We start from the raw sequence: 26,977 nt of genomic DNA on the forward strand, positions 1-26,977 counted from the left end.
GCATCAGCGACAACGCTGCTAGATTCAGAATGAGGCAAGAGCAGTCGGGGGGACTGAGCAATGAACTCGAACCAGGCGGTCTCCGAACGGCGCGACCCGCCGCAGGACCCGATGACGCAGACGAGGATCGAGGACCTCCTCGACGCGAGCGAACGGCTCTCCGCGGCCGGAAGCCACCTCGACGGTGCCGCCGCGGCCGAAGCCGCCCTTGCCACCGCGGGCATCAGCCCCGTGCAGCAGGCGCATGCCCGCGAGATGCTCGCCCTGCACCGGCTGCGGCTGGGCAACTACCAGGAATCCGTTCAGAACGGCCTGCTGGCCCTCGAATACTGGACGGCCAGCGGCGACCTGCTTCGGCAGTCGAAGGTGCACTGCACGCTGGCGCTCGCGTACACCGACACCGGCCTCCCCGAGCAGGCTCTCAGCCACGCGGTTCCCGCGCTGGAGGCGGCACGGGCCTCCGGCAGTCAACTCGCAGAGTTCTGGGCGCTCACCCGGGCGTCGACGGTGCACGGCGCCATGGGCGACACCGCGCGCGGCGTTGAAGTGGGGCGCCAGGCGCTGGCGCTCTCCAGGACGCTGGACGACACCGAGGCTCGCTACATTGCCGTGAACAACCTGGGCGACAGTTGCCTGGAGGCAGCGCGTGCCCAGCGCAGGAACGACTGCGACCCGTCGCAGGCGCTGCAGGAGGGCCTGGGCCTCATTCGCGAGGCTGTGGCCCTGGCCCACGCCCGGGGGCACAGCTTCTTCGAGACCATCGCGCTGACCAACCTGGTCAGCATCCTGATCGAGCTGGACGAGCACGACGAGGCCAGGGAGAAGGCTCACCGCTGCAAGGATCTGGCGCACGTGAACGGTTTCCGCAATCTCGAGGTCAACGTGGATGCGCAACTGGCCGAGGTGGTGCGGGCCGAGGGTGACCTCGACGCGGCGACCGCGATGATGGACGCGCAGTTGGCCTGCCCCACGATCGACGAAGACCCGCAATTGCAGATCAGGCTGCACCAGGCGCTGTATGAAATGCACAAGCAACGCGGGCATTTCGGGGAAGCCCTGCACCACTATGAGCGGCTGCATGCGCTCACTCTGAAGATGACGACCCAGACGGCCGGGTTGCAGTCCCAGCTGCTGATCAACACCCTCGAGGTGGAGCAAGCTCGCCACGAGGCCGAGCGGTCGCAGCTCGAGGCGGAGGTGCAGCGGGTCAGGGCCGAGGAACTGGACGACCAGGCGCACACCGACCCGCTCACCCGACTGCCGAATCGGCGCGCGCTGGACCGGGAGCTGCCCCTGCTGATGGACCGTGCCCGCGACCTGTCCCAGCCAGCGTGCGCGGCCATGATCGACTTCGACAATTTCAAGCTCGTCAACGACGAATACGGCCACGCCATCGGCGACGTGGTGCTCACCGCGATGGCCGAGATGCTGCGCGCCGTCACCCGGGAGAGCGACCTTGCGGTGCGGGTCGGCGGCGAGGAGTTCCTGCTCGTCTTCGGCAACACCGAACTCGACCAGGCCGTCCTGGCCTGCGAACGGCTGCTCACCTCGGTGCGCGACTACACCTGGGACGACGTGGCCGTCGGCCTGACCTGCACGGTCAGCGCCGGCCTGGCCGCGCTGCACCCGGCCGAGCGGGTCTCGCGCTGGCTGGAACGGGCCGACGTGGCCCTCTACGCCGCCAAGCACCGCGGCCGCGACCAGGTCGTGACCGCCGACGACTGACCTTCCGCGGCAGCCGACGATGGATGCCGCACTGAAACATCCGCACAGCACGATCCGGGGGGATCCATGACAATCCAGGCAACGACAGTTCGACCATCCACGGGGCATCAGCCGTCATCACACGAGACGGCGCCCGTCTCCGCACCCGGCATGGGCGATCAGCCCGCCGCGCAGGCGATCATCGACCTGCTGCTGAAGAAGCAGGCCGAGACGCCGACGAGGAGCGTGTTCGGCCGCGTATTCGGCTGGTCCCCGCTCGCCGCCGACAGCGTCAGCTGGTACCTCGGCGCGAAGGGTGAACTCGACGTCGCGGCCATGCTCGCCACGCTGCCCGCCAGCTGGAGCGTCTTCCACTCACTCCCCATCGGAAAGAAGGGTGCGGACATCGACCACCTCGTGATCGGCCCCGGCGGGGTCTTCACGATCAACACCAAGAACCACACCGGCAAGGGCATCTGGGTTGCCGGGCAGACCCTGATGGTGTCGGGCTACAAGGTGCCGCACATCCGCAACGCCGAATACGAGGCCGACCGGGTCACGACATTGCTGGGAGAACGGATGCCGCAGCTCGCCGCCGCGCACCCCGTCGTCGCCATCGTCAATGCGAAGTCACTTTCGATCACGAAGAAGCCGGAGAGGGTCGCCGTCGTGACCGGGCCCGCGCTGCGCCGCTGGCTGATGACCCGGCCGGTCGTGCTCGGCCCGGCCGAACTGGCCGCCCTCCGAGCCGTCATCGACAACCCGGACACCTGGCCGGCGCCGCTGTTCTCAGCCACCCCGAATGCCCAGGAACTCTTCGAGACGCTCGACGCCGAGGTGCGCACGGCTCTGCTGCGGCGCACCATCTGGAAGCTGACCGGGATCGCGACCCTCGTCGGGGGTCTGCTCCTGGCCGCGCCGACGCTCTCGGCCGCCATGATCGGACTGGCGAACATAGGCTGACGCAGCCTGACCTGACCGGACCTGACCTGACCGGACCTGACCGGACCTGACCTGACCTGACCTGACCTGACCTGACCGGGCCGGCGCCGCGGGCCACGCGGCGCCGGGGCCCTCATGCAGGGCCGCGCGGGGTGGTGCCGTGCTGTGAGTTACGCGGCGTCGTGGTCCGTCTCGAGGATCAGCACGAGGGCCTCGAGAGCCTCGTCGGCGCCCTCGCCCTCGGCCCGGAGGATGACGACGTCACCGTTGGCGGCGCCGAGGCTCATCAGGCTCAGGATGCTCGAGGCATCCATGGCGTCCTCGGCCGGGTCGCTCTCGAGGCCGATCGTGACCTCGATCGACAGTTCACCGACGGCCGCCGCGAAGATCGAGGCTGGGCGGGCGTGCAGGCCGACACGGCTCGCGATGGTGGCAGTGCGTTCGGACATGGTTCCTCCTGGTGGTGCGTGCGAGATCGGTTCTCGCCGATTGGGGTGGGGCTGCTAGTCAACGATGACGGGTGCGGGCGGTGCAGCGCAAGCTCGACCCGGCCGTCAGCTGTTGACGGTGATGAACTCATCGCCGGCGGCGAGCTGCGCGCCGGCGGTGACGGCATCCGCCAGCGTGATGTTCGCGGCGGTGCGCTCGAGGATGATCACCGGCACGATCGGGTTGCGTCCGGTGGCCTCGATCGCGACCACGTCGTAGCTGACGATCACGTCGCCCGCCGACACGGTGTCGCCCTGGGCCGCGCGCAGGGTGAATCCCTCGCCGTGCAGCTGCACGGTGTCGATGCCGAGGTGCACGAGCACGCCGAGCCCGTCGGGGGAGAGGATCACATACGCGTGCGGGAATACTTTGAGCAGCTTGCCGCTGATCGGCGCGATCGCGTCGACGACGCCGCGCGGCGGGTCGATCGCCGCGCCGGGGCCCACGATCGACTGCGCGAAGGTGGGGTCGGGCACCTCCTCGATGGCGACGGCCCGGCCCGGAACGGGGGCGAGCACGACCACGGGTGTGGACGAGCTCACAGGATGTCCTCGATGTCTTCGGCGAGGTTGTCGGCCTCGGGGCCGACGATAACCTGGATGATGGTGCCCGACCGGAACACGCCGTGGGCGCCGGCGGCCTTGAGCGCCGCCTCGTTCACGAGGGCAGGGTCGGTGACCTCGGTGCGGAGCCGAGTGATGCAGGCCTCGATCTCGACGATGTTGCCTGATCCGCCGAGGCCGGCGAGGATCTGTTCCGCTTTGCTGCTCATGGTGTGTTCCTCCTGTGGTGGGTGCTGCTGGTCCGGATTCTAGTGCTCTCCGAGAACCCGGGCGGCAGTGGGGCTTGACAAGCAGGGGGCCGCGGCTTCATCATCGAACTATTGGATCGTACCAGTACGAACCACAAACCGAAAGTGGTCCTATGCTGGAGATCGACCAACAACCTGAAGGTGAAACGATGACGAAGATCCAGGACGAGAGCCCGGCCCTCGAAGCGGGCCCCGTGCCCAAGCATGCGCAGCTGCGGGCGATCCTGCTCGAGCGGATCGAGAACACCCTGGCCCCCCACGCGGCCATCCCCGCCGAGCGCAAGCTGATGACCCAGTACGGCGTGAGCCGCTCCACGGTGCGCGAGGCGATCCGCCAGCTCGTTGAAGAGGGCCGCCTCTACGGAGTGCAGGGCAAGGGCACCTTCGTGGCCGGCGACCGCGTGCAGACCGACCTGCACCTCGCCTCCTTCACCGAGGACATGCGCCGGCGCGGACTCATCCCCGCGACGATCGTGAGCTCGTTCACGCTGGTCGACGCCCCGCTCGAGGTGCGGGCCGCGCTTGGGCTCGGCGCGAACGCCCAGGTCTACGAGGTCGACCGGCTCCGGCTCGCCGGCGGCATCCCGATGGCATTCGAACGCGGCTACTACAAGGCCGAACTGCTGCCCGACCTCGAGAGCAAGGACCTGACCCGGTCGCTCTATGCGACCTTCGCCACCGAATACGGACTCCGGATCGACAACGCGGAACAGACCGTGTGGGCCGAGACGGCGGATGCCGGCGCCGCCGAGGTGCTCGGCGTCACCGAAGGCGCACCCCTGATGGTGTTCCGCCGCACGTCGTCGGCAGGCTCGGCATCCGTCGAATACGTCACCTCGTGGTACCGCGGCGACCGCTACCAGGTGCACATGACCCTCAATCTGCAACACCAGCCCTGACCCACCCACAGCCACCACCCATCACCAGGAGGAAATCAATGTCCAGCATCACCGCAGACGCGGGCACGAAACGAAAGTTTCCCGGCCTCGGCCAGGCTCAACGAGTCGGCCGCAGCCTTATGCTCCCGATCGCCGCACTCCCCGCCGCCGGCCTGCTCCTGAGGCTCGGCCAGCCTGACCTGCTCGGCGGGATCCCCGGCTTCGAGACCGGCGGCGCCGTCATCGCGTCGGCCGGCGGTGCGCTCTTCGGGGCTCTCCCGCTGCTCTTCGCGGTCGGTGTCGCGATCGGCTTCGCCAAGAAGGCCGACGGGTCGACCGCCCTGGCAGCCGTCGTCGGTTACCTCGTCTTCTCCAAGGTCGGCGAGGCAATGTCGCCGCTGGTCCTCGGGCTGCCGGCCAAGGGCGGAACCCAGGATCTCGTCAACTACAGCGTGCTCGGCGGCATCCTGATGGGCATCGTCTCCGCGGTGCTCTGGCAGAAATACCACCGGATCTCACTGCCCAGCTATCTCGCCTTCTTCGGCGGGCGCCGGTTCGTGCCGATCATCACCGCCGTCGTGGCGCTGATCCTCGGCGTTCTGCTCAGCTTCGTCTACCCGGCGTTCGCGAACGGCCTGACCGGCTTCGGCGAGTTCGTCACCTCCAACAACATCTGGGGCGGCTTCCTCTACGGCACGACCAACCGGCTCCTCATCCCGGTGGGCCTGCACCACATCCTCAACTCCGTCGTCTGGTTCGTCATCGGCGACTACAACGGCGCCACCGGTGACCTCAGCCGGTTCTTCGCCGGCGACCCCACCGCCGGCTCCTTCATGACCGGCTTCTTCCCGATCATGATGTTCGCCCTCCCCGCCGGCGCCCTCGCCATCTGGCACGAGGCCAAACCGTCGCAGAAGAAGATCGTCGGCGGCATCATGCTCTCCGGCGCCCTCACCGCGATGCTCACCGGCGTCACCGAGCCGCTCGAATTCTCCTTCATGTTCGTGGCGTTCCCGCTGTTCGTCATCCACGCGCTGCTCACCGGATCCTCGCTCGCCCTGGTCAACGCCCTGGGCATCCGCGACGGGTTCAGCTTCAGCGCCGGAACGCTCGACTACGTGCTCAACTTCGGGCTCGCCGAGAAACCGCTCCTGCTCATCCCGATCGGGCTGGCCTATGCGGCGATCTACTACTTCCTCTTCCGCTTCGTCATCCGCAAGTGGAACCTGAAGACCCCCGGCCGCGGCGACGACGAGATCCAGGACCCCGCAGCAGCGGACTCGGCAGGAACCACCGTCTAGCCCGACCGGCTACACCCGGCACGGCCGGCCGAGGGTCGCGGGCAATCCGCTCGCGACCCCCGGCAGGCAGCACCACCTGGCCGCTTGGCCACCCGCACGACCCGCACCACCCGCAGCACTTGTGCCGCAGGCACCACCCGAAACACCCGCAATTCGAATTGGAGTACACCATGGCCGAAGTAGTTTTTGTTGACAGTGAGGCCGCAGCGGGAACGCTCGCGGCGGCATCCATTCGTTCACTGATCCTGCAGAAGCCGGATGCCGTGCTCGGCCTCGCCACCGGCTCGACGCCGCTCTCGGTCTATGCGGCCCTGGCCGCGTCGCTGAAAGCCGACCCGATCGACGTCTCCCGGGTGCGCGGCTTCGCCCTCGACGAATACGTGGGACTGCCGGCCGACCACCCCGAGAGCTACCGCTCGGTGATCACCCGCGACGCGGTCGTGCCACTCGGCCTCAACCCGTCGAAGATCCTGGTGCCGGGCGGTGACCCGGCCACCATTCGCACGGCGGGCCTCGACTACGAGGCCCTCATCGTCGCCGCCGGCGGCGTGGACGTGCAGATCCTCGGCATCGGCCGCACCGGGCACGTCGGCTTCAACGAGCCCGGCTCGTCGTTCGCATCCCTGACCCGCATCAAGACCCTGACCGAGAAGACCCGCGCCGACAACGCCCGCTTCTTTCCCTCGATCGACGACGTGCCCATCCACTGCATGACGCAGGGGCTCGGCACCATCCTCCGGGCGCGGCACCTCATCCTGCTCGCCTTCGGGGACGAGAAGGCGGATGCCATCGCCGCCGCCGTCGAGGGACCGGTCACCTCGAGCAAGCCGGGCTCGGTCATCCAGCTGCACCCGCACGTGACCGTGATCGTGGACGAGGCCGCCGCCTCGAAGCTCCAGAACCTCGACTACTACCGGTACGCCTGGGCGAACAAGCCCTGGCCGGGAATCTAGGCCGCGCCGCCCGGCTTCCCGCCGGGCGATTCTCGTTCCTTCATTTCCCGTCCCGTCTGATCCCCGTGTCTGAATCCTTGGAGCAACCGTCATGACCCCGCTCACTTCCCCTCCGGCCGACCTGGTGCCGGCCGAGCGTCCCGGAACCCCGGCCGCGGCCGGCCTGGACTCGGCTGTGCCGTCGCCGGCGGTGCCGATCCTCGCGGTACCGATGCTGGCGGCGCCGATGCTCATCGCGGGCGGAACGGTGATCGCCCCCGACGCCGTGTTCTCGCCGGGCTGGGTGGACATCCGTGCCGGCCGCATCGTCGGCTGCGGTGCGGGGGAGCCGCCGCGGGAGCCGGACTTCAGCTTTCCGGAGAGCACCCTGGCCGCCGGTTACGTCGACATCCACACCCACGGCGGGGGCGGCAGCAGCTTCAACGACGCGGACTCCGCCGTCGCGGCCGCGCAGATCGCCGCCACCCACCGCGCCCACGGCACCACCACGCTGATGGCCAGCCTGGTCACCGCACCGCTCGATGAGTTCGAGCGCACCGTCGCTGCCCTGGCCGGGCTGGTCGAGCAGGGACTGCTGGCCGGCATCCACCTGGAAGGACCGTGGCTGAGCCCGGCCCACCGCGGCGCCCACGACGAGGCGCTGCTGCGCGCGCCCGACGCCGAGAGCATCGACCGGATCATGCGCGCCGGCCGAGGCGCCGTGCGGATGGTCACGATCGCACCGGAGCTGGAGGGCGGCGTCGCCGCCGTGCGCCAGATCGTGGGCTTCGGGGCCGTGGCCGCGATCGGGCACACCGACGCGAACTACGACATGACCCGGCAGGCGATCGCCGCGGGGGCCACGGCCGGAACCCACGTCTTCAACGCGATGCGGCAGATCCACCACCGCGAGCCCGGGCCGGCCCTCGCCCTGCTCGAGGACCCGGCTGTCTTCGCCGAGCTCATCGCCGACGGGGTGCACCTGCACCCGGCCATCGTGCGCTTCATCATCGAGAGTCCGTCGCGGCCCGTCTTCGTGACGGATGCCATGGCCGCCGCCGGCGCGGACGAGGGCGAGTACAAACTCGGCGCCCTCGACGTGAGCGTCGCCGACGGGCAGGCGCGCCTGGCCGACGGCACCATCGCCGGCAGCGTGCTCACCCTGAGCGAGGCCGTGCGCTTCGCCGTGCACACCGCGGGCGTGCCCCTCGAGGTCGCGGTGCGCGCCGCCACCCAGAACCCCGCCGACATGATCGGCCTCGCCGACCGCGGCCGGCTGGCCCCGGGCAACCGGGCCGACCTGATCGTGCTCGACGCCGGACTCCAGGTCACCGCGACCCTCCAGGCCGGCGCCTGGGTGACGCCCGCGTAAATGCTCGGGCGCGACTGCGCCACTTTCGCCGCTTCGCGCCAGCTGTGCGTGGCGCGCAGCGGCGCAAGTGGCGCGCTCGTCGCATCGGCACGCCCAAGTGGTTCCTCGGGCCGAGCTCAGAGCCCGCGGGGCGGCCCCGCCCTGCCCTGCCCTTCCCTCCGCCCTGCCCTTTCCCGCCTCCCGGTGGCTAACTCCTGCAATTCGTGACAGAAAGCCCCATTTCCGCTGGTTTAGGCACAATTCCGCGCAAATTGCAGGAGTTAGCCACAGCCGGGCACGCCCATTTCTGCGGCACCGGCGTGGGGCACCGCGGTCGGGGGTTTCCTGTCCCGTCGCACCCGATTCGACGCGAATGCAGGATGCGCCGGAGCCACGAGGCCAGGGAGCGCCGGCAAGCCGATGGCATCCTGCATTCGCGTCCCTCTGAGACTGACAGCGCCCGCGCGGCTGGCCGAAGAGGCGGCATCCGTCGGCGTTTCTCCGTGATTCTTGGGAGTATCCTGAAAGTGCGCTGGCGGTCTCGCTGAGGGCGTCAGTGCACTTCTCAGAGGAGAGAGCACATGTCCGTCAAGCCACTCAAGGTCACCGTTACGGGAACCTCGGAATCGCCGACCAAGCTCGCGGTTTCGGTGCGGGATTTCTCGTTCATCATCGACGAGCCCGCCGCGTACGGGGGAGAGGATGCGGGCCCGAACCCGGTCGAATACGCCCTCGCATCCCTCGCCGGCTGCATGAACGTCGTCATCCACATGGTCGCCAAGGAGCAGGGCGTGGAGGTGCGGTCGTTGCGGCTCACCGTCAAGGGCGAGCTGGACCCCTCGCGGCTGATGGCGCTGCCCACCGAGAACCGAGCGGGTTTCCAGTCCATCGAGCTCCGCGCCGAATTCGACTCGGATTCCAGCACCGCGGAACTCGCTGAGGTGCTCCGCCTATCGGGTCTTCGCTGCCCGGTCTCGGACAACCTGGGCAACACAACGCCCGTCACCTTGCGGCTTGCTGCCCCGGCGGAACTGGAGGAGGTTCTCGCGGCGGTGTGACGACGCCGGCAGGTGCGGGCGCCCAGGCGCCTCACACCTCCGCGACATCCTGCATTTGCGTCGGTGTGGTGGCCTACGACCGCAGTTTGAGCAGAATGGGCGCCGCGGCCGTCTGTTCCTTGATCTCGACCGTCTGATGCCGGGACTTGAGAAACTCAGCAAACTGGCTGAACCCGAGCGAGCTCTCCTGGAACGTTGGCTCCAGCTGCCGCATTGTGAGCTTGACTGCGGATGCGTGCTGCCATTCCTGGTCGTTCGGAGCAAGATACTCCACTGCGCGGAGGAGAAGTGCTGTCGCTGCCTTCCGAGCTTTCGGGCTTGCAGCGGGTTTCTGGTTCGCGTCCGGCCCGGCGGAGGTCGCGGCCGGAGTCGCTTTTCCCGCCGCCGTCACTGCTGCCTTGACCATTGCGGGCTTCATTGCGGGCTTCATCGCGGGCTTCTTGGCCGTGATCTTTGCGGCGGCAGCCTTCGTCCCCGCGGGCTTGGTCGTACTCGCCGCTGCAACGACGGCGACGGGCTCCGCCGTCAGGGGAGTGAGCGGCGTGACCCGTGCGGTCCCCGGGATCGAGTCGTAGTCGGTGAACACGTCGCAGGCCGAGGCGAGCGCACTGCTCGTCGCCCCGGAGACCCCGATACCGACCACGACTCGATCGAGTCGCCGGCAACGCTGAGCGAGGGGGATGTAGTCCGAGTCGCCGGCGACGATCACGATGTGGGTGAGGTTGTCGTGCCGGAACAGGTCTTCCATCACATCGATCGCCAGCCGGATGTCCGCCCCGTTCTTCGCCGCCACGGCGGGGAAGAGCTGGATCAGGTCGACGGCGTGATCGACGAGCTGCCTCTGGTGGCGCGCGTTGACCGGGGCCGACCAATCGGCATAGGCCCGGCTGACGGTGATCGGCCCGAACGTCGCGGCGTAGTCGAGAATGGCGTTCACGTCGACCATGGCCTGGCGGATGCGCGTGGTCACCTCGGCCTCGGGCTTGTAGGTCACCCGATTGCGCACCTTGTCCTTCGCGAAGGCGCCCTCGCCGTGGAGCTGGTTGTACCGCGAGATGACAATGTTTTCGAAGTCGAAATAGACGCCGACCCGCTCCCGGGGCCGGTCGGGCCTCGGAGACTCCTCAGACATGCGGATGCTCCTCCATGGTCGGTCCCAAAGACGAGCGCCGTGCACATCCCCCGGCTCAAGCATCTCGGACGGGCCGTGAGACTGGCAAGCCCCAGAACGGGCCCGCCCCGAATGCAGGATGAGCGGCAGGTGCGGGCGCCCAGGCGCCTCACACCCCCGCGGCATCCTGCATTCGGCCCCGGAACTACACCCCGACCGCCATCCGCACCCCGAGCGACAGCATCACGACGGCGATGAAGCCGTCGAGGATGCGCCACGAACCCGGGCGGGCGAAGAACGGCCGCAGATGGCGGGCACCGAAGCCCAGGCTGAAGAACCAGGCGAAGCTCCCCGTGATCGCGCCGGCGCCCCACCACCAGCGGGCCGACTCGCCCTGCTGGTTGGCCACCGAGCCGAGGAAGATCAGCGTGTCGAGGTAGACGTGCGGGTTCAGCCAGGTGAGTGCGATCATCGTCGCCACCGCGGCCCGGGTGCTGATCGGCACCGGCGAGGCATTCGCCACCAGCGCCTTCGGCTTGAACGCGCGCACCGTGGCGAAGACGCCGTAGGCCAGCAGGAACGCGGCCCCGACGATGCGGATCACCACGAGCGCCGCCGGGGTCTGTTCGACCACGAGGCCGACGCCGAGGATCCCCGCGAAGATGAGCACGGCATCCGAGACGGAGCAGATCAGCACCGCGGGCAGGATGGTGCGCGTTCGCCCCTCGATCCCGAGCCGCAGGACGTACGCGTTCTGCGCGCCGATCGCCACGATCAGGGCCAGCCCGGTGCCGAAGCCGAGGAGCGCGGGGAGGAGGGTACCGGCGAAGTCCATGCTGGCCAATGTAGGAGACAAATCGGATGCAGTACAGCTAAAGTTTCGAAGGATACCTAAGCGAGGCTAATGATGGCATTCCAGTTGGAGCATCTGCACACCCTGGTGGCGCTCGTCGAGGAGGGCACGTTCGAGGCGGCGGCGCAGCGGCTGCGGCTGACGGCATCCGCTGTCTCGCAACGGGTCAAGGCGATGGAGCAGGCGGCCGGCCAGGTGCTCATCCAGCGGGTGAACCCGGTCATTCCCACCGCCGCCGGCGACATCGTGCTGCGCCACGCGCGCCAGGTGCAGTTGCTCGAGGGCGACGTGGCCACCGCGCTCGGCGCCGGCCTGCAGCCCGGCCGGCACACCTCGCTGCCGCTGGCCGTGAACGCTGACAGCCTGGGCACCTGGTTCCTCGACGCGCTCGCCGCGGTGCCCGCCGACTGCGGCGCGGTCTTCGACATCTACCGCGAAGACCAGGAGCACACGGCCTCGCTGCTGCGCTCGGGCACGGTCATGGCGGCGGTCACGTCCACGGCCGAGGCGGTGCAGGGCTGCTCCTCGGTGCGGCTTGGCTCGATGCGCTACCGAGCGGTGGCCAGCCCCCGCTTCGTGGGCGCCTGGCTCGGCGGCGTCGCCGGCACCGCCGGGCTCGACACCGCCGGGCTCGACACGGCCGGGCTCGACACCGCCGGGCTCGACACCGCCGGGCTCGACACCGCCGGGCTCGACACCGCCCCGATGGTCAACTTCGACCGCCGCGACGACCTGCAGCACCGGTTCCTGCGCGGAATCGGCGGCCGGGCCACGGATGTCCCGCGCCACCACATCCCCACCTCGGCCGACTTCGCCCGCGCGGTGGTGCTCGGCCTCGGCTGGGGGCTGCTGCCCGAGCAGCAGTGCCTCACCGAGCTCGGCGACGGCCGGCTCGTGGAGCTGGCGCCGGGGCATCCGATCGACGTGGTGCTCTACTGGCAGCGCTGGAACATCGCCTCCCGGCTGCTCGACCAGGTGACGGATGCCGTGGGCCGGGTCGCCGCGGCGAGCCTGCACCCGTAGAGGGTCGCCCGTCCCGCCCGTACCCCGTCTCGCCCGCTCGGTCTCGCGGCCTGCGCGGCCGCCCGTCCCGCCCGTCGTGGCGCACCTTTGAGAAGCGGGCGCACGGTAGACCGTGCGCCCGCTTCTCAAACCTGCGCCGTGAGCTTGGCCCCGACCCCGGCCCGACCCAAGCCGCGAGCCCGGCCGCGTCACCGGTGCCGGAACAGCTGCGCGGGCTTGCCGACCTTGCCGGGCTGCACGGCATCCGTCGCCACGAGGTCGGGCAGCACACGGCGGCGGAAGGTGTCCTTGCCGAGGCGCGCGCCGGCGACGCTCTCGTGCAACCGCAGCAGCTCGAGCAGGGTGAACTCGGGCCCGAGCAGGCGCTCGGGGTCGGCCGCGGCCGCGTACTCGGCACGCACGGTGTCCACCGCCAGCCTGAGGATCTGCTCGTGGTCGTAGACCAGCCCCTGCGCCGCATCCCACGGGGTGAGCGCGCCGGCGGGCACGGATGCCGCGGGCACCACCACGAGGTGCGCCACCGACATCACCCAGCCGCGATCATCCCGTTCCGGGGCGTCGAACACGCGCAACTGGTGCGGGCGGAGCCCCTCGATGCTGGCCTTGTCGCGCAGCGAGCGGAGCACGGCGTCAGCGAGGGTCTCGCCCTCGTGCACGAAGGTTCCGGGCAGGCGCCAGCCGAGCTCGTTCTGCACGAGCACGACGCAGAGCGCGTTCGCCTGCACCGTGAGCACGGCCGTGTCCACGGCCACGGACGGGTGCGGGTAGTCGGCCAGGGGCGTGACGGGGGAGTCGCGATGGTCGCTCATCCGGCAATTGTCGCAGGTTTGATCTATGACGGGTGGAGCGGATGCCGCGTGGCGGCCGCCCGGGGGATGTTGACGTCGCAGTTGCCGTCGCCGGGGCCCGATTCTCGAGCGGTCAGGCCGTCATTGCTGGTGCCGCCGGGCACGATCGGGCCGTCATCCCTGGTGCCAGCGGGCACGATCGGGGCTGTTCGGGGTGGTTCCGCAGACCATGGCGGTTCCTGCGGTGGTCACGCCCGTCGCGCCGGCCGGTGCGCAGAATGAGCCGGGGTGCACCGTGCCGGCCGCGGGTGCAGGTGCAGGTGCCGGTGCCGGTGCAGGAGCAGGAGCAGGAGCAGGAGCAGGAGCAGGAGCCGGTGCCGGTGCCGGTGCCGGTGCGGGCGCGGGCGCCGGAGCCGGCCGAGGGGCGAAGTCCGAGGTCACCGCGGGCTGGCCTGGGCAGGTGGAGAGGATGCGCGTCATCGCCGCAGACTCGGCCGGCGTGACCCACAAACCGTAGGTCGCCTTGACCGAAATCTGCCGCGCGACGTAGGTGCAGCGGAACGCCTTGACCGGTGGCAGCCAGGTGGCGGCGTCGCCGTCGCCCTTCTGCGAATTGGCCAGGCCGTCGACGGAGAGAAGGTTGAGCGGATCGTTGGCCAGCGACGTGCGCTGGGCCTGGGTCAGGAGCTGGGCGCCGGTCCGCCAGGCGTTGGACAACGCCACTACGTGATCGATCTGCACCAGCATTGAGGTCTTGTTGCCGCGCACGAAGCTGATCGACTTGCCCGTGTAGGGCCCGCTCAAAGTGCCGCTCATCACCCGGCAGGGCCCGGAACGCACCACGTTCGTCAGGTCCCGGGCGAGGATGTCGTTGCGGGTGTCGCATCCGTTGTGGTCCACGTCCAGCCAGGCTGTCCCGAATTGAGCGGTGCGGGCGTATCCGGTTTTCGGGGGCCTTGCCCTTCACCGCGAGCGTCTGCAGGAGAGCCTCGGCCGTCGCATCGGTGACCGCACGGTCGGCGATGTCCACGGATGCCGGTGCGACCGAGGCCACCGAGACATCCGGATCGATCGGGGCTTCCGCCGTGAACGCGGCCTGGAACGCGGCCTTGAGAGCAGCCTTCGGAGTGGGGGTCGCGGTGGTTTCGGCCGCACTGGTCGTCGGCGAGGGTGTCGCGGCACCCGTGAGGTTCGCGGGGTCGTCGTAGGCCGACGCACCGATTCCGGTGCTGACTAGGGCAGCGACGAGGGCCACGGCGGCGATCGGTCGCGACGGGATTCTCGCCCAGGACCTGCGCCCGGTGACCAAGGAGTAAAACGCGGTCACGAGGCCCGCCAACCCGGCCATCGTCAACATGCCGGGGAACCCGCCGGATGCCCAGCCTGAGATAACGAGGATGGCGATCACCGCAATCCCCACCACGGTGCCCGCACGGGGTCGGAACCGTTTTCGGCCTGGTGTGGTGGGCGGTGATGCGGGGGAGGTCAAGGGTTTCCTTCGGCTGGGACTGTCGTGGCTGGGACTGTCGCTGGTTCCAACCTAGGCGCGGCAGAGAGTCGCGAGGTCGCGCAGATGAGCAGGTCAGGGCCCTAAAAAAGGGGGCGAGAGTGCGCCGATCCCTGTCCTGCCGCGGAACGGCGGCATCCTCCCGTCGTCTTATCTCCCCTGAGTTGCGGAGAAAACACCCTCAATCCGGGCGCGAAGGTGCTTTCTCCGCAACTCAGTGCCGACCACGGATGCGCGACGGCTGCGCGACCATGCGAGGCGGCCGCGAGACGGCCGCGCGGTGGCTGGGCCCCGCTTCCCGCGCGGGGTCTCCGGATCGCGGCGGGAGGTCCCGATGCCCGCTGAGTTGCGGACAAAGCACCTTCAAATTGGGCGCGAAGGTGTCTTTTCCGCAACTCAGCATCGACCACGGATGCTGGGTGGTCGCGAGGTCCATGCGCGACGGCCGCGGGGTGGCCGCGCCCGGCTTCCCGAGCGGAGCGTCCGGATCGCGGCGGAAGCCCCCTACCCCACCGAGTTGCGGACAAAGCACCCTTGCGGCGCGCGCGAGGGTGCTTTGTCCGTAACTCAGCCGATGTCTGCGCTCCGAGCGGCGCTGCCCCTCGAATGCGGCGGCGCAGGAAGGCCCGTTTCGGCCTTAGTCTCAACGTGGGGGAGTTGAGCCCGAACGGCATCCGGTATCCGACAGCAGGTCGTCAGGTGCCCGCCACAGTTCAGCAGGGCACGTCCCGTCACGAAGCTCGCTGGGGGAATCGCATGAAACTCACGTCCGCACAACTGGACCGCGCCGCCGGGGTGCTGCTCGGCATGGCCTGCGGTGACGCGCTCGGCGCCGGCTACGAGTTCGGGCCGCCGCTTCTCTCCGGTGCCGACGTGACGATGAAGGGCGGCGGCGGGTTCGACTGGGCGCCCGGCGAATGGACCGACGACACCTCGATGGCCGTGCCCATCATTCGCGCGATCGCCGACGGCAAGGACCTCCGCGACGAATCGGTGCTCGACGAGATCGTGGCCGCCTGGATCGACTGGGCGCGCACCGCACCCGACGTGGGCAACCAGCTGCGGGCGGTGCTCTCCCGCACCGACCGGGATCTGGCCGAGGCACGCAGTGCGCGCGCCGACGCCGCCCCCGCCGCTCCCGCCGACCCGGCCAAGCCCGCCGACCCGGCCAAGCCTGCCCAGCATGCCAACCCTGCCGAGCATGCCAACCCGGCCGACCCGGCCGCTCTCGCTGCCCCCACCCGACCCGATCACGCGGGCGCGGTATCCGCGGTGCGCCTCGTCGCCCAGGCCCACCACGACCGGCACGGCCGCAGCGGCGGCAACGGCTCGCTCATGCGCACCGCGCCGGTGGCCCTCGCCTTCCTCGACGACCCGGCCGGGCTCGCCGAGACCGCCCGCGCGATCAGCGACCTCACCCACGTCGACCCGGATGCCGGCGACGCCTGCGTGCTCTGGTGCCTGGCGATCCGGCGCGCGGTGCTCTCGGGCGAACTGAACGTGCGCGCCGGCCTCGAAGCCCTGCCCGCCACCCGGCGCGCGCTCTGGGAGTCCCGCCTCGTCGCCGCCGAGGCCGGCGCCCCGCGGGACTTCGACCGCAACGGCTGGGTCGTCGAGGCCCTGCAGGGAGCCTGGTCGGCCATCACCGAGCCGCTCCGCATGGTCGTCGACTGCTCGGGCGCCGTTCCGGCCGACCACCTGCGGGAGTCCCTCGAGGGCGCCGTGCGCGGCGGCCGCGACACCGACACCGTCGCTGCGATCGCCGGCGGCCTGCTCGGGGCCCGGTACGGGGCATCCGCGGTGCCGGCCGCCTGGCGGCGGATCGTGCACGGCTGGCCGGGCCTCCGCGCCGACGAGCTCGTGCGCCTCGGCGTGCTCGCCGCCCGCGCCACCGGTCGGCGACCAGCCGTGGCCGGTCGCGCCCAGTTCGCGGATCGCGCCCGCCTGGCCGACGTCGCCATTCTCGCCGGCCGGGCGAGCCTCGCGCCCGCGGCCGCCGGTGGTCGCGCCGACGGCGGTCGAGCAGACGGCGGTCGAGCCGACGACGGTCGACCCGGCCCCGGTGGTCGAGCCCGTCGGGACCCCGCAACCCCAGACCGTCGTGACCCGGCGCACCCCGACACCCGCGCCCCGGGCGCGCTCGACCGCCGGGACCCGACCCGACCCGACCGTCGCGACCCGCTCATTCCCGACCGGCGGGCCGCCCTCGCCGACCAGACCCTCGCCGACCAGACCCTCACCGACCAGACCCACGCCGACCCCACGGCTCCCGACCGCCGCCCCCGCCGCGACCGCGCCAACAGCACCTGGCCGTCCGCCGACCGGCTTCCCTACGCGACCTTCGGCGACATCTCGACCCTGGTGCGGCATCCGCACGACCCCGGCGTGTGGCTCGGGGCGATCGGCGCCCTCGATGCGCTTCCTGCCGAGATCGACGCCGTAGTCTCGCTCTGCCGGGTCGGCCGCGGCCAGGTGCCGGCGCGCATCCGCCCGGAGAACAGGGTGGCGGTCTGGCTGGTCGACGAGGTCGACCCGCGGGCCAACCCCAACCTCACCTTCGTGCTCGGCGACACCGTCGACGCGATCGCGGCATTGCGGGCCGAGGGACGCACAGTGCTCGTGCACTGCGTGCAGGCGATCAGCCGCACCCCCACGGTCGGCGCGCTCTATGCGGCGAGGCACCGGGGCGTGCCGATCGCCCAGGCGCTGCGCGAGGTGACGGATGCCCTCCCGCACGCCAACCCGAACGCCGCGTTCGTGCAGGCACTCACCCCCAGGACCGCGGGCGGTTTCTGAGGCCGGCCGCTTCCCGACCACCGCGCGCTCTCCCGGCGCACCTTACGGAAGCGGGCGCACCGTGTAACCTGCGCCCGCTTCTCAAACCTGCGCCGCGAGCGTTCAACCATGCGCCGCGAGCGCTCAAACCTGCGCCGCGAGCGCTTAAACCTGCGCCGCGAGCGCTTAAACCTGCGCCGCGAGCGCTCAACCATGCGCCGAGATGCGCCCAGTTCGCCCATTGTCGCCCCGGGACCCCGAGGCTACACTGGCCCGTAACCGCAGGGGATCAGACGACGTGAGCGCGTCCGTGCCTCGCGGGCACAGCGGAATCCCGGTGTGCACAACGCCGGGGAGGACGCCATGAATCGCGATGACCTCGTCGGCGTCTGGATCCACTCCCACGAAGAAAGCCGCGACGGGGCTCAGGTCTATCGACCTGTGGCTTACCCTTTCCCGCCATCCCGCGGACGGACATCCTTCACCCTGCGCGCCGACGGCAGCGCCCGCACCGGCCAACCTGGTCCGGATGATCGGGGCACCACCGCCGACGGCAGCTGGCGACTTGATGGCACCGTCCTCGCCCTGCGTGGTCCCGAAGGGACTGCACGATATGAGGTGCTGGCTGCAGACGGGCAACATCTGGAGCTGCGTCCGGCCTGACTCCTTGAAGTGAAGGAGGCCAGAAATGGCTGTCAAAGAAAAAGACCCAGGAATCACCGAAGAAGATCTGCCCGCGCGACGCTCTTGTGGCACCAGCGAGGTCAATGAGCGCCTGATGCGCACGGTCGAAGGATACGCCGAGGCCCGCGCGGAAATCGAAAACCGCACGGCACGCGTGCTCGATGCGGGGGTCGCGCTCCGGACCGGATGCACCCAGATCCCCGTCGTCGTGCACGTCGTTTACCGCAACGCCGCGGAAAACGTGTCGGCCGCGCAGATCGACAGTCAGATCGCCGTGCTCAACGCGGACTTCCGGGCGACGAATGCCGACAAGTCCTCCACGCCCCCGGTCTTCCAACCGCTGATCGGCGACGCGAGGGTGACGTTCAAGCTCGCGACCACCGATCCGTCGGGCAACCCGACCGACGGCATCACCCGCACCTCCACCACGACGACTCCGTTCAGCTCCGCGACCGACAATGTGAAGTCGGCCGCCACGGGCGGGGCGGACCCGTGGCCGTCGGACAAGTACCTCAACCTGTGGGTCTGCGGCAACCTGCGCAGCGGCTCGGGCCAGGCGCTGCTGGGCTACGCGCAGTTCCCTGGCGGTCCGGCCGCCACCGACGGGGTGGTCCTGGTGCACACCGGCTTCGGCAGCACGGGAACCGCCGCGTCGCCGTATGACCTGGGGCGGTCGGCCACCCACGAGATCGGCCACTGGCTCAACCTGCGGCACATCTGGGGCGACGACGGCACCGGATGCTCCGGCAGCGACTTCGTTGCCGACACCCCCAACCAGGCCGGGCCGAACTACGGGGCGCCGGCGTTCCCGCATCCGTCGTGCTCCAACGGCCCCAACGGCGACCTGTTCATGAACTATATGGACTACACCGACGACCGGGCGATGTTCATGTTCACTCAGGGGCAGGCCGACCGGATGCAGGCGGCTCTCGACGGTCCCCGATCGAGCATCGGGGTCAGCGGGCCGTGCATCGGCAAGCCGGTCAAGGAGTTCGTGAAGGACCTGCCGAAGGACCACCCGAAGGACATCATCAAGGAGAACCCGAAGGAGTTCGCCAAGGATCTCCCGAAGGACTTCGTGAAGGACAAGCCCAAGGACCTCGTGAAGGACAACCCGAAGGACCTGATCAAGGACAACCCGAAGGACTTCGTGAAGGACAACCCGAAGGACTTCGTGAAGGACAAGCCCAAGGACCTCGTGAAGGACAACCCGAAGGAGTTCGCGAAGGACCGCCCGAAGGAGTTCGCCAAGGACATCGTGAAGGACAAGCCGAAGGACGGAATCAAGGACCGGCCGAAGGACCTCGTCAAGGACCGGCCGAAGGACCTGGGCAAGGACTTCATCGACGACATCCCCAAGCAGCTCCGCGACCCCGTCAAGGAGCTCGGCGGCGAAATCGGGCCGATCGATCCGGGTCCGCTGGGCAACCCGCCGTTCACCGGTCCGTTCGGCGGCGGTGCGACGCCGTTCGTGATCGGCACCGGCCGCGACAACGTGCCGGACGAATCCCAGGTCGAGCAGGGTGACGCCATGAGCTCGCTGATGGGTGTCCTGCAGCAGCTCGGCGCCATCCTCGCCGACTACTCGAGTGCCGCCGAGGCCGGTGAGCTCACCGCCGCCGATGTGGCGCGCTGGCAGCAGCTCGCCGGTGTCTATGCCCAGATCATTGCACTCCTGGGCTGAGCACGACCGCTCCGTGGTCGCCGCCGGGGCACAGGCAGACTGTGCCCCGGCGGCGGGCAGGCGCGCGTCGTGATCCTCATCGTCAGCTTTCCCGACAATAAGCACGTCACCCGGGTGCTCGAGCACATCACCCGGCCGACCACCGTGTTCGACATCGCGGACTTCCCCGTGCGCACCCTCCTCAACGTCGAGTTCAGCGCCGTGGTCGACGGCGCCGACCGTCTCTCGTTCACGCCGCCAGGCATGGCGGAGATCAACCTGGCCGAGATCGGCGCGGTCTGGTTCCGGCGCATCCGCCCGATCGGGCTCGACCCGGCGTTGACGGATGCGACGAGCCGGCTCTTCGCCTGGTCGGAGAGCACCGAGGCGCTCACCGGCCTGTGGCACGCGATGGAGTGCTTCTGGATGAACCCGCCCGCTGGCGACGAGGCGGGCCAGCGTAAGATCCGCCAGCTGCAGGTGGCCCGCGACGTAGGCCTGTCCGTGCCGGAGACCCTGATCACGAACGATCCCGTGCGGGCGGCGGCGTTCATCGATCAGCGCGCGGACGGCACGGTGATCCGCAAGGCCTTCCGCAACATCGCGGAAGCCCCGCGGTCGACGGCGGTGGTCACCTCGGAGGACCGGGCGCACATCGACGATGTGCGCTACGCGCCGGTCACCTTCCAGGAGTTCGTGCCCGCCGACCTCGACTTGCGGGTGATCGTCATCGAGCAGGAGATCTTCGCGGCCTCGATTCGCTCCGAGCCGGAGTACCGCACCGACTACCGGCTGGGCATCGGCTCCGCGGAGTTCAACCCATACCAACTGCCGGACGACGTCGCGTCGGCGCTGCTCGCCCTGCACGCCCGGCTCGGCCTCGCCTACGGCGCCTCGGACTTCCGGGTCACCCCGGACGGCGAGCACGTCTTCCTCGAGGTGAACCCGGGCGGCGAATACCTCTTCGCCAGCGACCGCACCGGCCAGCCGGTGCCGCAGGCCATCGCGGCGAGCCTCGAGCGTCACGATCGAGACCACGCCGGCTGACCCGCGCCCCAACGCCCAGCCCCCGCCCAGCTCGAGCCACGGTGGTCGAGCCCCCGGTGGTCGAGCCCCGGTGGTCGAGCTTGTCGAGACCCCCGCGGCCACCCGCCACTTCCGCATCATCCCGCCCGGTTCTACCATGTACTCCGTGGATGCAAAGAAGCAGACGCCATGACCATGCTGGCGACGATCAGCAGCGGCCGCGTCGACGTCGATGAGCGCGCGGTCGCCGACCTCGCCGCGCACCTGCGCGGCGAGCTGATCCGACCCCGCGACGCGGCCTACGACCAGGCGCGCCGGGTGTGGAACGGCTCGATCAGCCGATTCCCCGGCCTGATCGCCCGGTGCGCCTCCCGCGACGACGTGAGTGCCGTGGTCCGCTTCGCCCGACGCAATGATGTGCTGGTGGCGGTGCGCGGCGGCGGGCACAGCTTTCCCGGACACTCCGTCTGCGACGACGGACTGGTCATCGACCTGTCGCCGATGAACGGCATCCGGGTCGATCCCGACGCACGCACGGCGAGCGCGCAGGCCGGGGCGCTGCTCGGCGATCTGGACCGCGCCACGCAGCAGCACGGGCTCGCGGTGCCGTCGGGGATCGTCACGCATACCGGTGTCGCCGGGCTCACCCTCGGCGGCGGCCTGGGCTGGCTGATGCGCAAGCACGGGCTGACCATCGACCAGCTGCTGTCGGTGGGCCTGGTCGCCGCCGACGGCGAGTTCGTGCGGGCGAGCGCCAGCGAGAACCCCGAGCTGTTCTGGGGAGTGCGCGGGGGTGGCGGCAACTTCGGGATCGTCACCGAGTTCGAGTTCCGGCTGAACCCGGTCGGCCCGATCCTTATGGCCGGGCCGGTCTTCTGGCCCGGCGCCGAGTCGGCGAAGGTGCTGCGTTTCTACCGCGACTGGATTGCCGAGGCACCCGACGACCTAATGACGATGGTGGTGCACCGCCGCGCCCCCGACGTCTCCTACATTCCATCCGACCTGCGCGGACAGCCCGTCGTCGCAGTCGTCAGCTGCTATGCGGGGCCGGTGGATGACGGCGAAGAAGTGATGAAGCCGCTGAAGGAGTTCGGTCACCCGGTGGCGGACCTGTGCCGGCCGAAACCGTTCCTGGAGCATCAGTCCATGTTCGACCCCAGCTACCAGCCCGGCCGGTGGTATTACATGCGGTCCTGCGATGTCGCTGAGCTCACCGACGAGGTCATCGACATCACGGCCGATCACGCGGCCAGGATCACGTCCCCGCTGACCGCATTCCCGATCTGGCAGGGCGGGGGAGCGGCGGCCCGCGTGGCCGAAGACGATACCGCGTTCCACGGGCGCGCAGTCGGCCACACGTTCAACATCACTGCCGCAACCGAGGGCCCCGACGGGTTCGACCGGGAACGCGACTGGGTGCGCAACTTCTGGTCGGACCTCGCGCCCTTCCACACCAGCGTCTACGTGAACTTCCTGATGGACGAGGGCGAAGACCGGGTTCGACAGGCCTACGGCGAGGCGAAGTACACCCGGCTCCGCGCCCTCAAACGCACCTGGGATCCGGAGAACTTTTTCCGGCTGAACCAGAACATCGCGCCTCTGCCCGCGTCCGGGTGAACGCCGTGGGCTGATCACCACGGCGACCACGGCACGGATGCCCTGGGCCGCGTTCGCGACGGCGCCCGGTTCCTGCCGGAGTCGCGTGATCGGGTAGCGCGGACCTCTCTCGCCCAGCCAAGCGTGCGCCGACGCGGATTCTTTGCGGTGCCGCAACGCTGAATGTCGGAGGCTCACCCTAGATTCGAAATAGATCAAGTTTGATCGAATCAGTTCGCATCAAAGGGGACTCCATGGAACACACACTTCACGTCGGTCGCGGCACCAGCTTCGGCGCCGTCACACTCTTTCCCGTCTGGACGAATGCGCCCGGCCTCAACGGCTTCGACTGGTCGGGTGCCGCCCTCCGCGTCGCCGAACGGGAGGGCGCACCGGTGGTCGGCGAGCTCGTCGTGCAGAACACCGGCGCCAGGCCCGTGGTGCTGCTCGAGGGCGACCTGCTCGCCGGCGGCTGGCAGGACCGCATGGTGGCCGCGAGCACGATCCTCGGCCGCGGGGACGGCCGGGTGGTCGAGGTGGTCTGCGTCGAGCACGGACGGTGGGGCGGCGAGCAGGCGCATGGTGCCCGGGGGAGGCGCGGGGCGGCATCCGTGCGGTACGGCCTCGACCGGGCCCGGCACCCCGAACAGAGCAGAGGTGGGTGCGACGGCGACAACGGCGGCGAGCAGCGAGATGAGCAGGGCGAGCCCGCGCAGCAACAGGTCTGGCAGCGGATCGGCCGGTTCGAGTCGGAGCGCGGCGGCACGAAGAGCTCGTCGATGCTCGACCACCTGGGCCGGGCACCCCAGGTGGATGCCCGACGCCTGCCTGGGCAGCGCGGGGTGGTCGTGGGCATCGGGGGAGTCGTGGCCTGGGGTGAGATGTTCGGCAGCACCGCCGGTCTCGCGAGCCGGTGGGACGGCCTGCTGAACGCGGCCATGCTCGACGCGCAGCTGGCGCCCGCGGTGAGCACCCCGGCGTCCGCCGCCCGGCACTTCGTCAGCGGCTGGGCGGCGATGCCCGCGATGGACACCCAGGCCCTGGCCGCGATCGAGGAGGCGGCCCTCGACTCGCTCTTCGACCCGGTGCCCCTCGAACACGGCGGAGACGCCCACGGGGTCGCGCCGATAGTGTCGAGGCGGGGGAAGCTGAGCCTGAGCGGCACCCGTCACCGTGACCGGTTGGTGCACGCCACGGTGTTCAACACCGCGCACCCGCAGATGGAACATGCCGGGGGGCACGCATGACTCTCACGCGACCAGACCGCTTCGACTACGCCTACCTCGGCGACGTCTCCACCCTGGTGCGGCACCCGCACGACCACGGCATCTGGCTCGGCGCGGCCGGGGCGCTCGACGCCCCGCCCGACGAGGTCGACGCGGTGGTCTCGCTCTGCCGGGTCGGCACCCGGCAGGTGCCGGCGCGCATCCGTCACCACCTGCAGGTGCGCCTGATCGACAAGGACGACCCCGCGGAGAACCCGAACCTCGACGTCGTGCTCGTCGACACCGTGAACGCGATCGCCGCACTGCGGGCCGAGGGACACACGGTGCTGCTGCACTGCGCGCAGGCGCAGAGCCGCACCCCGTCGGTCGCGGCGCTCTATGCGGCCCTGCACCGGGGCGTGCCGATCAGGCGGGCGCTCGCCGAGGTTTTGTCAGCGCTGCCCGCGGCGGCGCCGAGACGGTTCCTTCGCGAGGCCCTCGTGCGGCTGAGCCCGACCGGTGGTCGAGCTTGTCGAGACCCCGGCACCGGTTTCGACAAGACCAACCACCGACGGATGCCGCCCCACCTGACAACGACCAACGAGGAGACACCAGCATGAGCGACGCAGTATCGAACGACTCCGGCAACAACTTCGTTACCAACGACGACGACGGTGAAGGCGGGGGAGACGGCTTCGAGGAGTACAACCCGCCCGCCGACCGCTTCCTCACCGCGCAACTGTGGTGGATCGCGAGCGAACTGGTGCGGCGGCATCCACACCTGCGCATCTCGGGCCACGAGGTCCCCGGCGACGGCCGCCTGGTGATCGTGCATGACGAGCAGGACGGAATGAGCATCCAGTGGGACCTTGTTGGCGGCTGCAAGTTCCTGGTCAAGGGGATTGTGACCCGCATCAGCTGGATCGAGATGATGGCGGCCATCAGTCCGCACGAGACCGTCAAGCGGATCGAAGTGGCGGCCGGTCTGGGCATCCCCAAGGCCACGCCGGTCACGACGCCGCATTCGCTGACCTACCGGGTGATGGCCAGTGCGCTCGCCACCGCCGTCGACGACCGGCACGAGTGGTACGCGGTTCCGGCCCAGATGATGCCGACTGATGACCCCGACTGCCCGTACTTCCGTCCCTTTCCGACCGCGGTCGAGGCGCGCGATGAGTACGCCCGGGCGGCGGTCGAGCAGCTCGAGGCGACCGGGCGCGGCATCCACTTCTTCCAGCCGTTCTGGGCGCTGCTGCGCAACCTCGAGCCGATCGCCATCTTCGATGCGGCCGGCGTGATCCACACAGTGATGGGCGCCACCGAGCTGATGCCTTTCTACGAGTACATCGACCGCAAGCTTGCCCTCACCACGGCCCGCGTTCTGGGCCCGTACCTGCCCTAAGGAGCACCAGATGACTGACAAAACGTTGCCGCCAGCCAAGAAGATCCTGTACATCGACCTGGACAACACGCTGGTCGACTTCCCGAGCGGGATCAAGCGTCTGAAAAGGGGTGCGAGGAAGAGGTTCAGGGGGCACTACGACGACGCACCGGGCATTTTTTCCCTGATGGATCCGCTACCCGGCGCCCTCGAGGCCTACCGCGAGCTCTCCGAGCATTTCGATACGTACATTCTTTCCACGGCGCCCTGGAACAACGCGTCCGCCTGGCACGACAAGGTGCTGTGGGTGCAGAAGCACCTGGGCCTCACGAGCGAATCCGTCGCGTACAAGCGGTTGATCCTCTCGCACCATAAGAACCTCAACCGCGGTGACTTCTTGGTCGACGACCGCGCGGCAAACGGCGCCGGCGAATTCGAGGGGGAGTGGCTGCAGTTCGGCCCGGGTGCGGCGTTCCCAACCTGGGCTTCGGTCACCGCTCACCTTCTGTCCAGGATTGAACATCCGATGCTGGATGCCGCAATCAACCTCGCGCGCTCGGCTCACGCCGGCCAGCGCGACAAGCTCGGTGTCGCGTACATCTGCCACCCTCTGGCTGTGATGAATCGCGTCACCACGGACGACGAGAAGATCGTCGCTGTTCTCCACTACGTGGTGGAAGACACCGCGGTGACGCTCGAATACCTCAGCGCACTGGGCTTCAAGCCGCACGTCGTGGAGGCGGTGGATGCCATCACCAAGCGCCCGGGGGAGCAGCTCGCAGACTCGATGGCGCGAGTGCGTGCCAACCTGCTCGCGCTGAGGGTGAAGAAAGCGGACGTCTCGCACAACGCTGACCCAAAACGACAGGCGAATCTGTCTGACGAATCGCGCGTGCGACTCACCGCGAAGTACGAGACGTCGGCACTGCTCTTGGGAACGACGCTGGAAGATATTCTTCAGCAGTTCGGGGCGCCGCGTTCCGCTGAGCGCGCGGTAGTAATACACGGCGCCCGACAATGAGTTCTCACTTCCTCCTGGAGCGACAGCGCTCATAGCCGGTCGTAGAGATGTATCGCGAGGACCTAGTTTGGAAATCATGAATCCGGACGACGAGCTCCAACCATCGATTGTCAGCTCGCATGAACTTCTACGGCAATATGCGGGCATTCTCGGGGAGCTTCGCGCCCGTGGGGTCATTCGTACTCTCAATGCCCCTGCAGGTGATTTAGCGGAGACTCTCACTGCCCGTGCCTACAGGGGGGAATTGGCGCCAAACAGCGAGAAGAGCTGGGATGTGAGGGCCGCTGACGGGCGTCTTCTGCAGGTCAAGTCACGGGTCATAGCGGCGAGTGCGCTGACCAAACCCGTTCAGTTCTCCGTCTTCCGATCATGGGACTTCGACGCTGCAGTGTTCCTCGTGCTTGCGGCGGAATCCTATGACGTCCTAGGTGCATTCGAAGTGACTTCAAGCGTCGTGAATGCGCGGGCCAGCACGGTCGCCTGGGTCGGCGGCGAGAGAATCACGCTATCGCTCGCGGGTCTCGCTGCCCTACCTGACTGCATCGAGGTGACCACCAAGCTCCAGGCGGCTCTCGAGTTGTTGGACTTGCCAGCTGAGAACACACTGTCTGCTGCACCGGAAGGCTGAACCGCGGGGCGGCTCCACACACGGAGCGAATTCCGGCGCCCGCCTCTGATTCGCGAATCGCGACCTCGAGAACACGCGCGTCAACTTGCTGAACGGCGTTCGGGAGTCGACTAGCTGTCCGCCGTGAGTCCTAGGTCCTGGAAGGCCTGTGCGATTGTTGTACGTCTCCCGGGGTGACGACGTGGGCGTCTTCCTCAGTGACGATGGGTTTTAGCGCGCCTGGATTTGGCGCCTGGTGGTCGGCGGCGTC

At 69.2% G+C, this 26,977-nt stretch carries 25 protein-coding genes and 1 pseudogene; 19 read left to right on the top strand and 7 right to left on the bottom strand.

Features of this window, described 5'->3' with window-relative positions; translation table 11 throughout:
* Positions 1 to 60 precede the first annotated feature (60 nt).
* Both IWX89_RS11930 and IWX89_RS11935 read left to right on the top strand, forming a co-directional pair.
* Positions 61 to 1,725 carry a diguanylate cyclase gene (locus IWX89_RS11930; protein ID WP_196903775.1) on the top strand — a complete coding sequence of 555 codons (1,665 nt, stop codon included), beginning with the start codon at positions 61 to 63 and terminating at the stop codon, positions 1,723 to 1,725.
* A 150-nt stretch (positions 1,726 to 1,875) separates the two neighbouring features.
* A complete protein-coding gene (locus IWX89_RS11935; RefSeq protein WP_196903776.1) occupies positions 1,876 to 2,667 on the top strand; it encodes a nuclease-related domain-containing protein in 792 nt (263 codons plus the stop codon).
* Positions 2,668 to 2,816: 149 nt separating this feature from the next.
* Here IWX89_RS11935 and IWX89_RS11940 read toward each other — a convergent pair whose 3' ends face one another.
* The 3 genes and pseudogenes from IWX89_RS11940 to IWX89_RS11950 all read right to left on the bottom strand — a co-directional run.
* Positions 2,817 to 3,095, bottom strand: a complete 279-nt coding sequence (locus tag IWX89_RS11940; RefSeq protein ID WP_196903777.1) for an HPr family phosphocarrier protein — start codon at positions 3,093 to 3,095, stop codon at positions 2,817 to 2,819.
* Between the two features lie 105 nt (positions 3,096 to 3,200).
* Complete coding sequence (locus tag IWX89_RS11945; protein WP_307836534.1) at positions 3,201 to 3,677, bottom strand: PTS glucose transporter subunit IIA; 477 nt, start codon at positions 3,675 to 3,677, stop codon at positions 3,201 to 3,203.
* Positions 3,674 to 3,913: pseudogene (locus IWX89_RS11950) on the bottom strand (glucose PTS transporter subunit EIIB); the annotation flags it as partial. The gene IWX89_RS11945 and the pseudogene IWX89_RS11950, both read right to left, overlap by 4 nt.
* 182 nt (positions 3,914 to 4,095) lie before the next feature.
* Here IWX89_RS11950 and IWX89_RS11955 point away from each other — a divergent pair.
* The 5 genes from IWX89_RS11955 (at position 4,096) to IWX89_RS11975 (ending at position 9,466) form a co-directional block, all read left to right on the top strand.
* Positions 4,096 to 4,845 (top strand): GntR family transcriptional regulator, encoded by a 750-nt coding sequence (locus IWX89_RS11955; protein WP_196903778.1) that lies wholly within the window; start codon positions 4,096 to 4,098, stop codon positions 4,843 to 4,845.
* Positions 4,846 to 4,883: 38 nt separating this feature from the next.
* The gene (locus tag IWX89_RS11960; RefSeq protein ID WP_196903779.1) at positions 4,884 to 6,125 is read left to right on the top strand and encodes a PTS transporter subunit EIIC; all 1,242 of its coding nucleotides are present in this window, start codon (positions 4,884 to 4,886) and stop codon (positions 6,123 to 6,125) included.
* Positions 6,126 to 6,295: 170 nt separating this feature from the next.
* Complete coding sequence (locus tag IWX89_RS11965; protein ID WP_196903780.1) at positions 6,296 to 7,078, top strand: glucosamine-6-phosphate deaminase; 783 nt, start codon at positions 6,296 to 6,298, stop codon at positions 7,076 to 7,078.
* Positions 7,079 to 7,169: 91 nt separating this feature from the next.
* Complete coding sequence (gene nagA / locus IWX89_RS11970) at positions 7,170 to 8,429, top strand: N-acetylglucosamine-6-phosphate deacetylase (protein WP_231383205.1); 1,260 nt, start codon at positions 7,170 to 7,172, stop codon at positions 8,427 to 8,429.
* Positions 8,430 to 8,989: 560 nt separating this feature from the next.
* Entirely contained in the window at positions 8,990 to 9,466 is a 477-nt protein-coding gene (locus IWX89_RS11975) for an OsmC family protein (protein WP_196903781.1), read from the top strand.
* A gap of 73 nt (positions 9,467 to 9,539) precedes the next feature.
* Here the strand turns inward: IWX89_RS11975 and IWX89_RS11980 are convergent, their stop codons facing one another.
* The gene (locus IWX89_RS11980) at positions 9,540 to 10,598 is read right to left on the bottom strand and encodes an NYN domain-containing protein (protein WP_196903782.1); all 1,059 of its coding nucleotides are present in this window, start codon (positions 10,596 to 10,598) and stop codon (positions 9,540 to 9,542) included.
* 184 nt (positions 10,599 to 10,782) lie between these two features.
* Complete coding sequence (locus tag IWX89_RS11985) at positions 10,783 to 11,412, bottom strand: LysE/ArgO family amino acid transporter (RefSeq protein ID WP_196903783.1); 630 nt, start codon at positions 11,410 to 11,412, stop codon at positions 10,783 to 10,785.
* A gap of 69 nt (positions 11,413 to 11,481) precedes the next feature.
* Between IWX89_RS11985 and IWX89_RS11990 the strand changes: the two genes are divergently transcribed.
* Complete coding sequence (locus IWX89_RS11990) at positions 11,482 to 12,453, top strand: LysR family transcriptional regulator ArgP (RefSeq protein WP_196903784.1); 972 nt, start codon at positions 11,482 to 11,484, stop codon at positions 12,451 to 12,453.
* Positions 12,454 to 12,641: 188 nt separating this feature from the next.
* Here IWX89_RS11990 and IWX89_RS11995 read toward each other — a convergent pair whose 3' ends face one another.
* Complete coding sequence (locus IWX89_RS11995; RefSeq protein ID WP_196903785.1) at positions 12,642 to 13,262, bottom strand: NUDIX hydrolase; 621 nt, start codon at positions 13,260 to 13,262, stop codon at positions 12,642 to 12,644.
* Positions 13,263 to 13,415: 153 nt separating this feature from the next.
* Positions 13,416 to 14,141: an HNH endonuclease family protein gene (locus IWX89_RS18545; RefSeq protein ID WP_307836535.1), complete on the bottom strand. Its 726-nt coding sequence runs from the start codon at positions 14,139 to 14,141 to the stop codon at positions 13,416 to 13,418.
* 104 nt (positions 14,142 to 14,245) lie between these two features.
* Here IWX89_RS18545 and IWX89_RS18550 point away from each other — a divergent pair, with 104 nt between their 5' ends.
* From IWX89_RS18550 to IWX89_RS12050, 11 genes are all read left to right on the top strand, one after another.
* On the top strand, positions 14,246 to 14,449 hold the full coding sequence (locus tag IWX89_RS18550; protein ID WP_231383206.1) for a hypothetical protein: 204 nt from the start codon (positions 14,246 to 14,248) through the stop codon (positions 14,447 to 14,449).
* 1,055 nt (positions 14,450 to 15,504) lie between these two features.
* Positions 15,505 to 17,544, top strand: coding sequence for an ADP-ribosylglycohydrolase family protein (locus IWX89_RS18555; protein ID WP_231383207.1), 2,040 nt, complete (start codon positions 15,505 to 15,507; stop codon positions 17,542 to 17,544).
* 342 nt (positions 17,545 to 17,886) lie between these two features.
* Complete coding sequence (locus IWX89_RS12010) at positions 17,887 to 18,186, top strand: hypothetical protein (protein WP_196903786.1); 300 nt, start codon at positions 17,887 to 17,889, stop codon at positions 18,184 to 18,186.
* 25 nt (positions 18,187 to 18,211) lie between these two features.
* Positions 18,212 to 19,891: a zinc metalloprotease gene (locus tag IWX89_RS18875; protein WP_304505287.1), complete on the top strand. Its 1,680-nt coding sequence runs from the start codon at positions 18,212 to 18,214 to the stop codon at positions 19,889 to 19,891.
* Positions 19,892 to 19,960: 69 nt separating this feature from the next.
* On the top strand, positions 19,961 to 20,917 hold the full coding sequence (locus IWX89_RS19030) for an MvdC/MvdD family ATP grasp protein (RefSeq protein ID WP_196903787.1): 957 nt from the start codon (positions 19,961 to 19,963) through the stop codon (positions 20,915 to 20,917).
* Between the two features lie 168 nt (positions 20,918 to 21,085).
* Positions 21,086 to 22,513: an FAD-binding oxidoreductase gene (locus IWX89_RS12025; protein ID WP_196903788.1), complete on the top strand. Its 1,428-nt coding sequence runs from the start codon at positions 21,086 to 21,088 to the stop codon at positions 22,511 to 22,513.
* A gap of 233 nt (positions 22,514 to 22,746) precedes the next feature.
* The gene (locus IWX89_RS12030) at positions 22,747 to 23,739 is read left to right on the top strand and encodes an ARPP-1 family domain-containing protein (protein ID WP_196903789.1); all 993 of its coding nucleotides are present in this window, start codon (positions 22,747 to 22,749) and stop codon (positions 23,737 to 23,739) included.
* Entirely contained in the window at positions 23,736 to 24,317 is a 582-nt protein-coding gene (locus IWX89_RS12035) for a hypothetical protein (RefSeq protein ID WP_196903790.1), read from the top strand. The genes IWX89_RS12030 and IWX89_RS12035 overlap by 4 nt, the downstream gene beginning before the upstream one ends.
* A complete protein-coding gene (locus IWX89_RS12040) occupies positions 24,314 to 25,099 on the top strand; it encodes a hypothetical protein (protein WP_196903791.1) in 786 nt (261 codons plus the stop codon). Before IWX89_RS12035 ends, IWX89_RS12040 begins: the two co-directional genes overlap by 4 nt.
* 10 nt (positions 25,100 to 25,109) lie before the next feature.
* Complete coding sequence (locus IWX89_RS12045; protein WP_196903792.1) at positions 25,110 to 26,099, top strand: hypothetical protein; 990 nt, start codon at positions 25,110 to 25,112, stop codon at positions 26,097 to 26,099.
* Between the two features lie 76 nt (positions 26,100 to 26,175).
* Positions 26,176 to 26,727, top strand: coding sequence for a hypothetical protein (locus tag IWX89_RS12050; protein WP_196903793.1), 552 nt, complete (start codon positions 26,176 to 26,178; stop codon positions 26,725 to 26,727).
* Positions 26,728 to 26,977 lie beyond the last annotated feature (250 nt).

Origin of the sequence: Cryobacterium sp. MP_M3 (genome assembly GCF_015752155.1) — a bacterium.
GTDB lineage: Bacteria > Actinomycetota > Actinomycetes > Actinomycetales > Microbacteriaceae > Cryobacterium.

Excerpts from the sequence above, each read along its gene's own strand:
- IWX89_RS12025 (WP_196903788.1), top strand. The coding sequence starts at position 21,086 with ATGACCATGCTGGCGACGATCAGCAGCGGCCGCGTCGACGTCGATGAG.
- IWX89_RS12040 (WP_196903791.1), top strand. The coding sequence starts at position 24,314 with ATGAGCGACGCAGTATCGAACGACTCCGGCAACAACTTCGTTACCAAC.
- IWX89_RS18875 (WP_304505287.1), top strand. The coding sequence starts at position 18,212 with ATGGCTGTCAAAGAAAAAGACCCAGGAATCACCGAAGAAGATCTGCCC.
- IWX89_RS11990 (WP_196903784.1), top strand. The coding sequence starts at position 11,482 with ATGATGGCATTCCAGTTGGAGCATCTGCACACCCTGGTGGCGCTCGTC.
- IWX89_RS12045 (WP_196903792.1), top strand. The coding sequence starts at position 25,110 with ATGACTGACAAAACGTTGCCGCCAGCCAAGAAGATCCTGTACATCGAC.
- IWX89_RS11940 (WP_196903777.1), bottom strand. The coding sequence starts at position 3,095 with ATGTCCGAACGCACTGCCACCATCGCGAGCCGTGTCGGCCTGCACGCC.
- IWX89_RS18555 (WP_231383207.1), top strand. The coding sequence starts at position 15,505 with ATGAAACTCACGTCCGCACAACTGGACCGCGCCGCCGGGGTGCTGCTC.
- IWX89_RS11960 (WP_196903779.1), top strand. The coding sequence starts at position 4,884 with ATGTCCAGCATCACCGCAGACGCGGGCACGAAACGAAAGTTTCCCGGC.
- IWX89_RS11980 (WP_196903782.1), bottom strand. The coding sequence starts at position 10,598 with ATGTCTGAGGAGTCTCCGAGGCCCGACCGGCCCCGGGAGCGGGTCGGC.
- IWX89_RS11975 (WP_196903781.1), top strand. The coding sequence starts at position 8,990 with ATGTCCGTCAAGCCACTCAAGGTCACCGTTACGGGAACCTCGGAATCG.
- IWX89_RS11935 (WP_196903776.1), top strand. The coding sequence starts at position 1,876 with ATGGGCGATCAGCCCGCCGCGCAGGCGATCATCGACCTGCTGCTGAAG.
- IWX89_RS11985 (WP_196903783.1), bottom strand. The coding sequence starts at position 11,412 with ATGGACTTCGCCGGTACCCTCCTCCCCGCGCTCCTCGGCTTCGGCACC.
- IWX89_RS12010 (WP_196903786.1), top strand. The coding sequence starts at position 17,887 with ATGAATCGCGATGACCTCGTCGGCGTCTGGATCCACTCCCACGAAGAA.
- IWX89_RS12030 (WP_196903789.1), top strand. The coding sequence starts at position 22,747 with ATGGAACACACACTTCACGTCGGTCGCGGCACCAGCTTCGGCGCCGTC.
- IWX89_RS11995 (WP_196903785.1), bottom strand. The coding sequence starts at position 13,262 with ATGAGCGACCATCGCGACTCCCCCGTCACGCCCCTGGCCGACTACCCG.
- nagA (WP_231383205.1), top strand. The coding sequence starts at position 7,170 with ATGACCCCGCTCACTTCCCCTCCGGCCGACCTGGTGCCGGCCGAGCGT.
- IWX89_RS11930 (WP_196903775.1), top strand. The coding sequence starts at position 61 with ATGAACTCGAACCAGGCGGTCTCCGAACGGCGCGACCCGCCGCAGGAC.
- IWX89_RS12050 (WP_196903793.1), top strand. The coding sequence starts at position 26,176 with ATGAATCCGGACGACGAGCTCCAACCATCGATTGTCAGCTCGCATGAA.
- IWX89_RS11965 (WP_196903780.1), top strand. The coding sequence starts at position 6,296 with ATGGCCGAAGTAGTTTTTGTTGACAGTGAGGCCGCAGCGGGAACGCTC.
- IWX89_RS11955 (WP_196903778.1), top strand. The coding sequence starts at position 4,096 with ATGACGAAGATCCAGGACGAGAGCCCGGCCCTCGAAGCGGGCCCCGTG.
- IWX89_RS12035 (WP_196903790.1), top strand. The coding sequence starts at position 23,736 with ATGACTCTCACGCGACCAGACCGCTTCGACTACGCCTACCTCGGCGAC.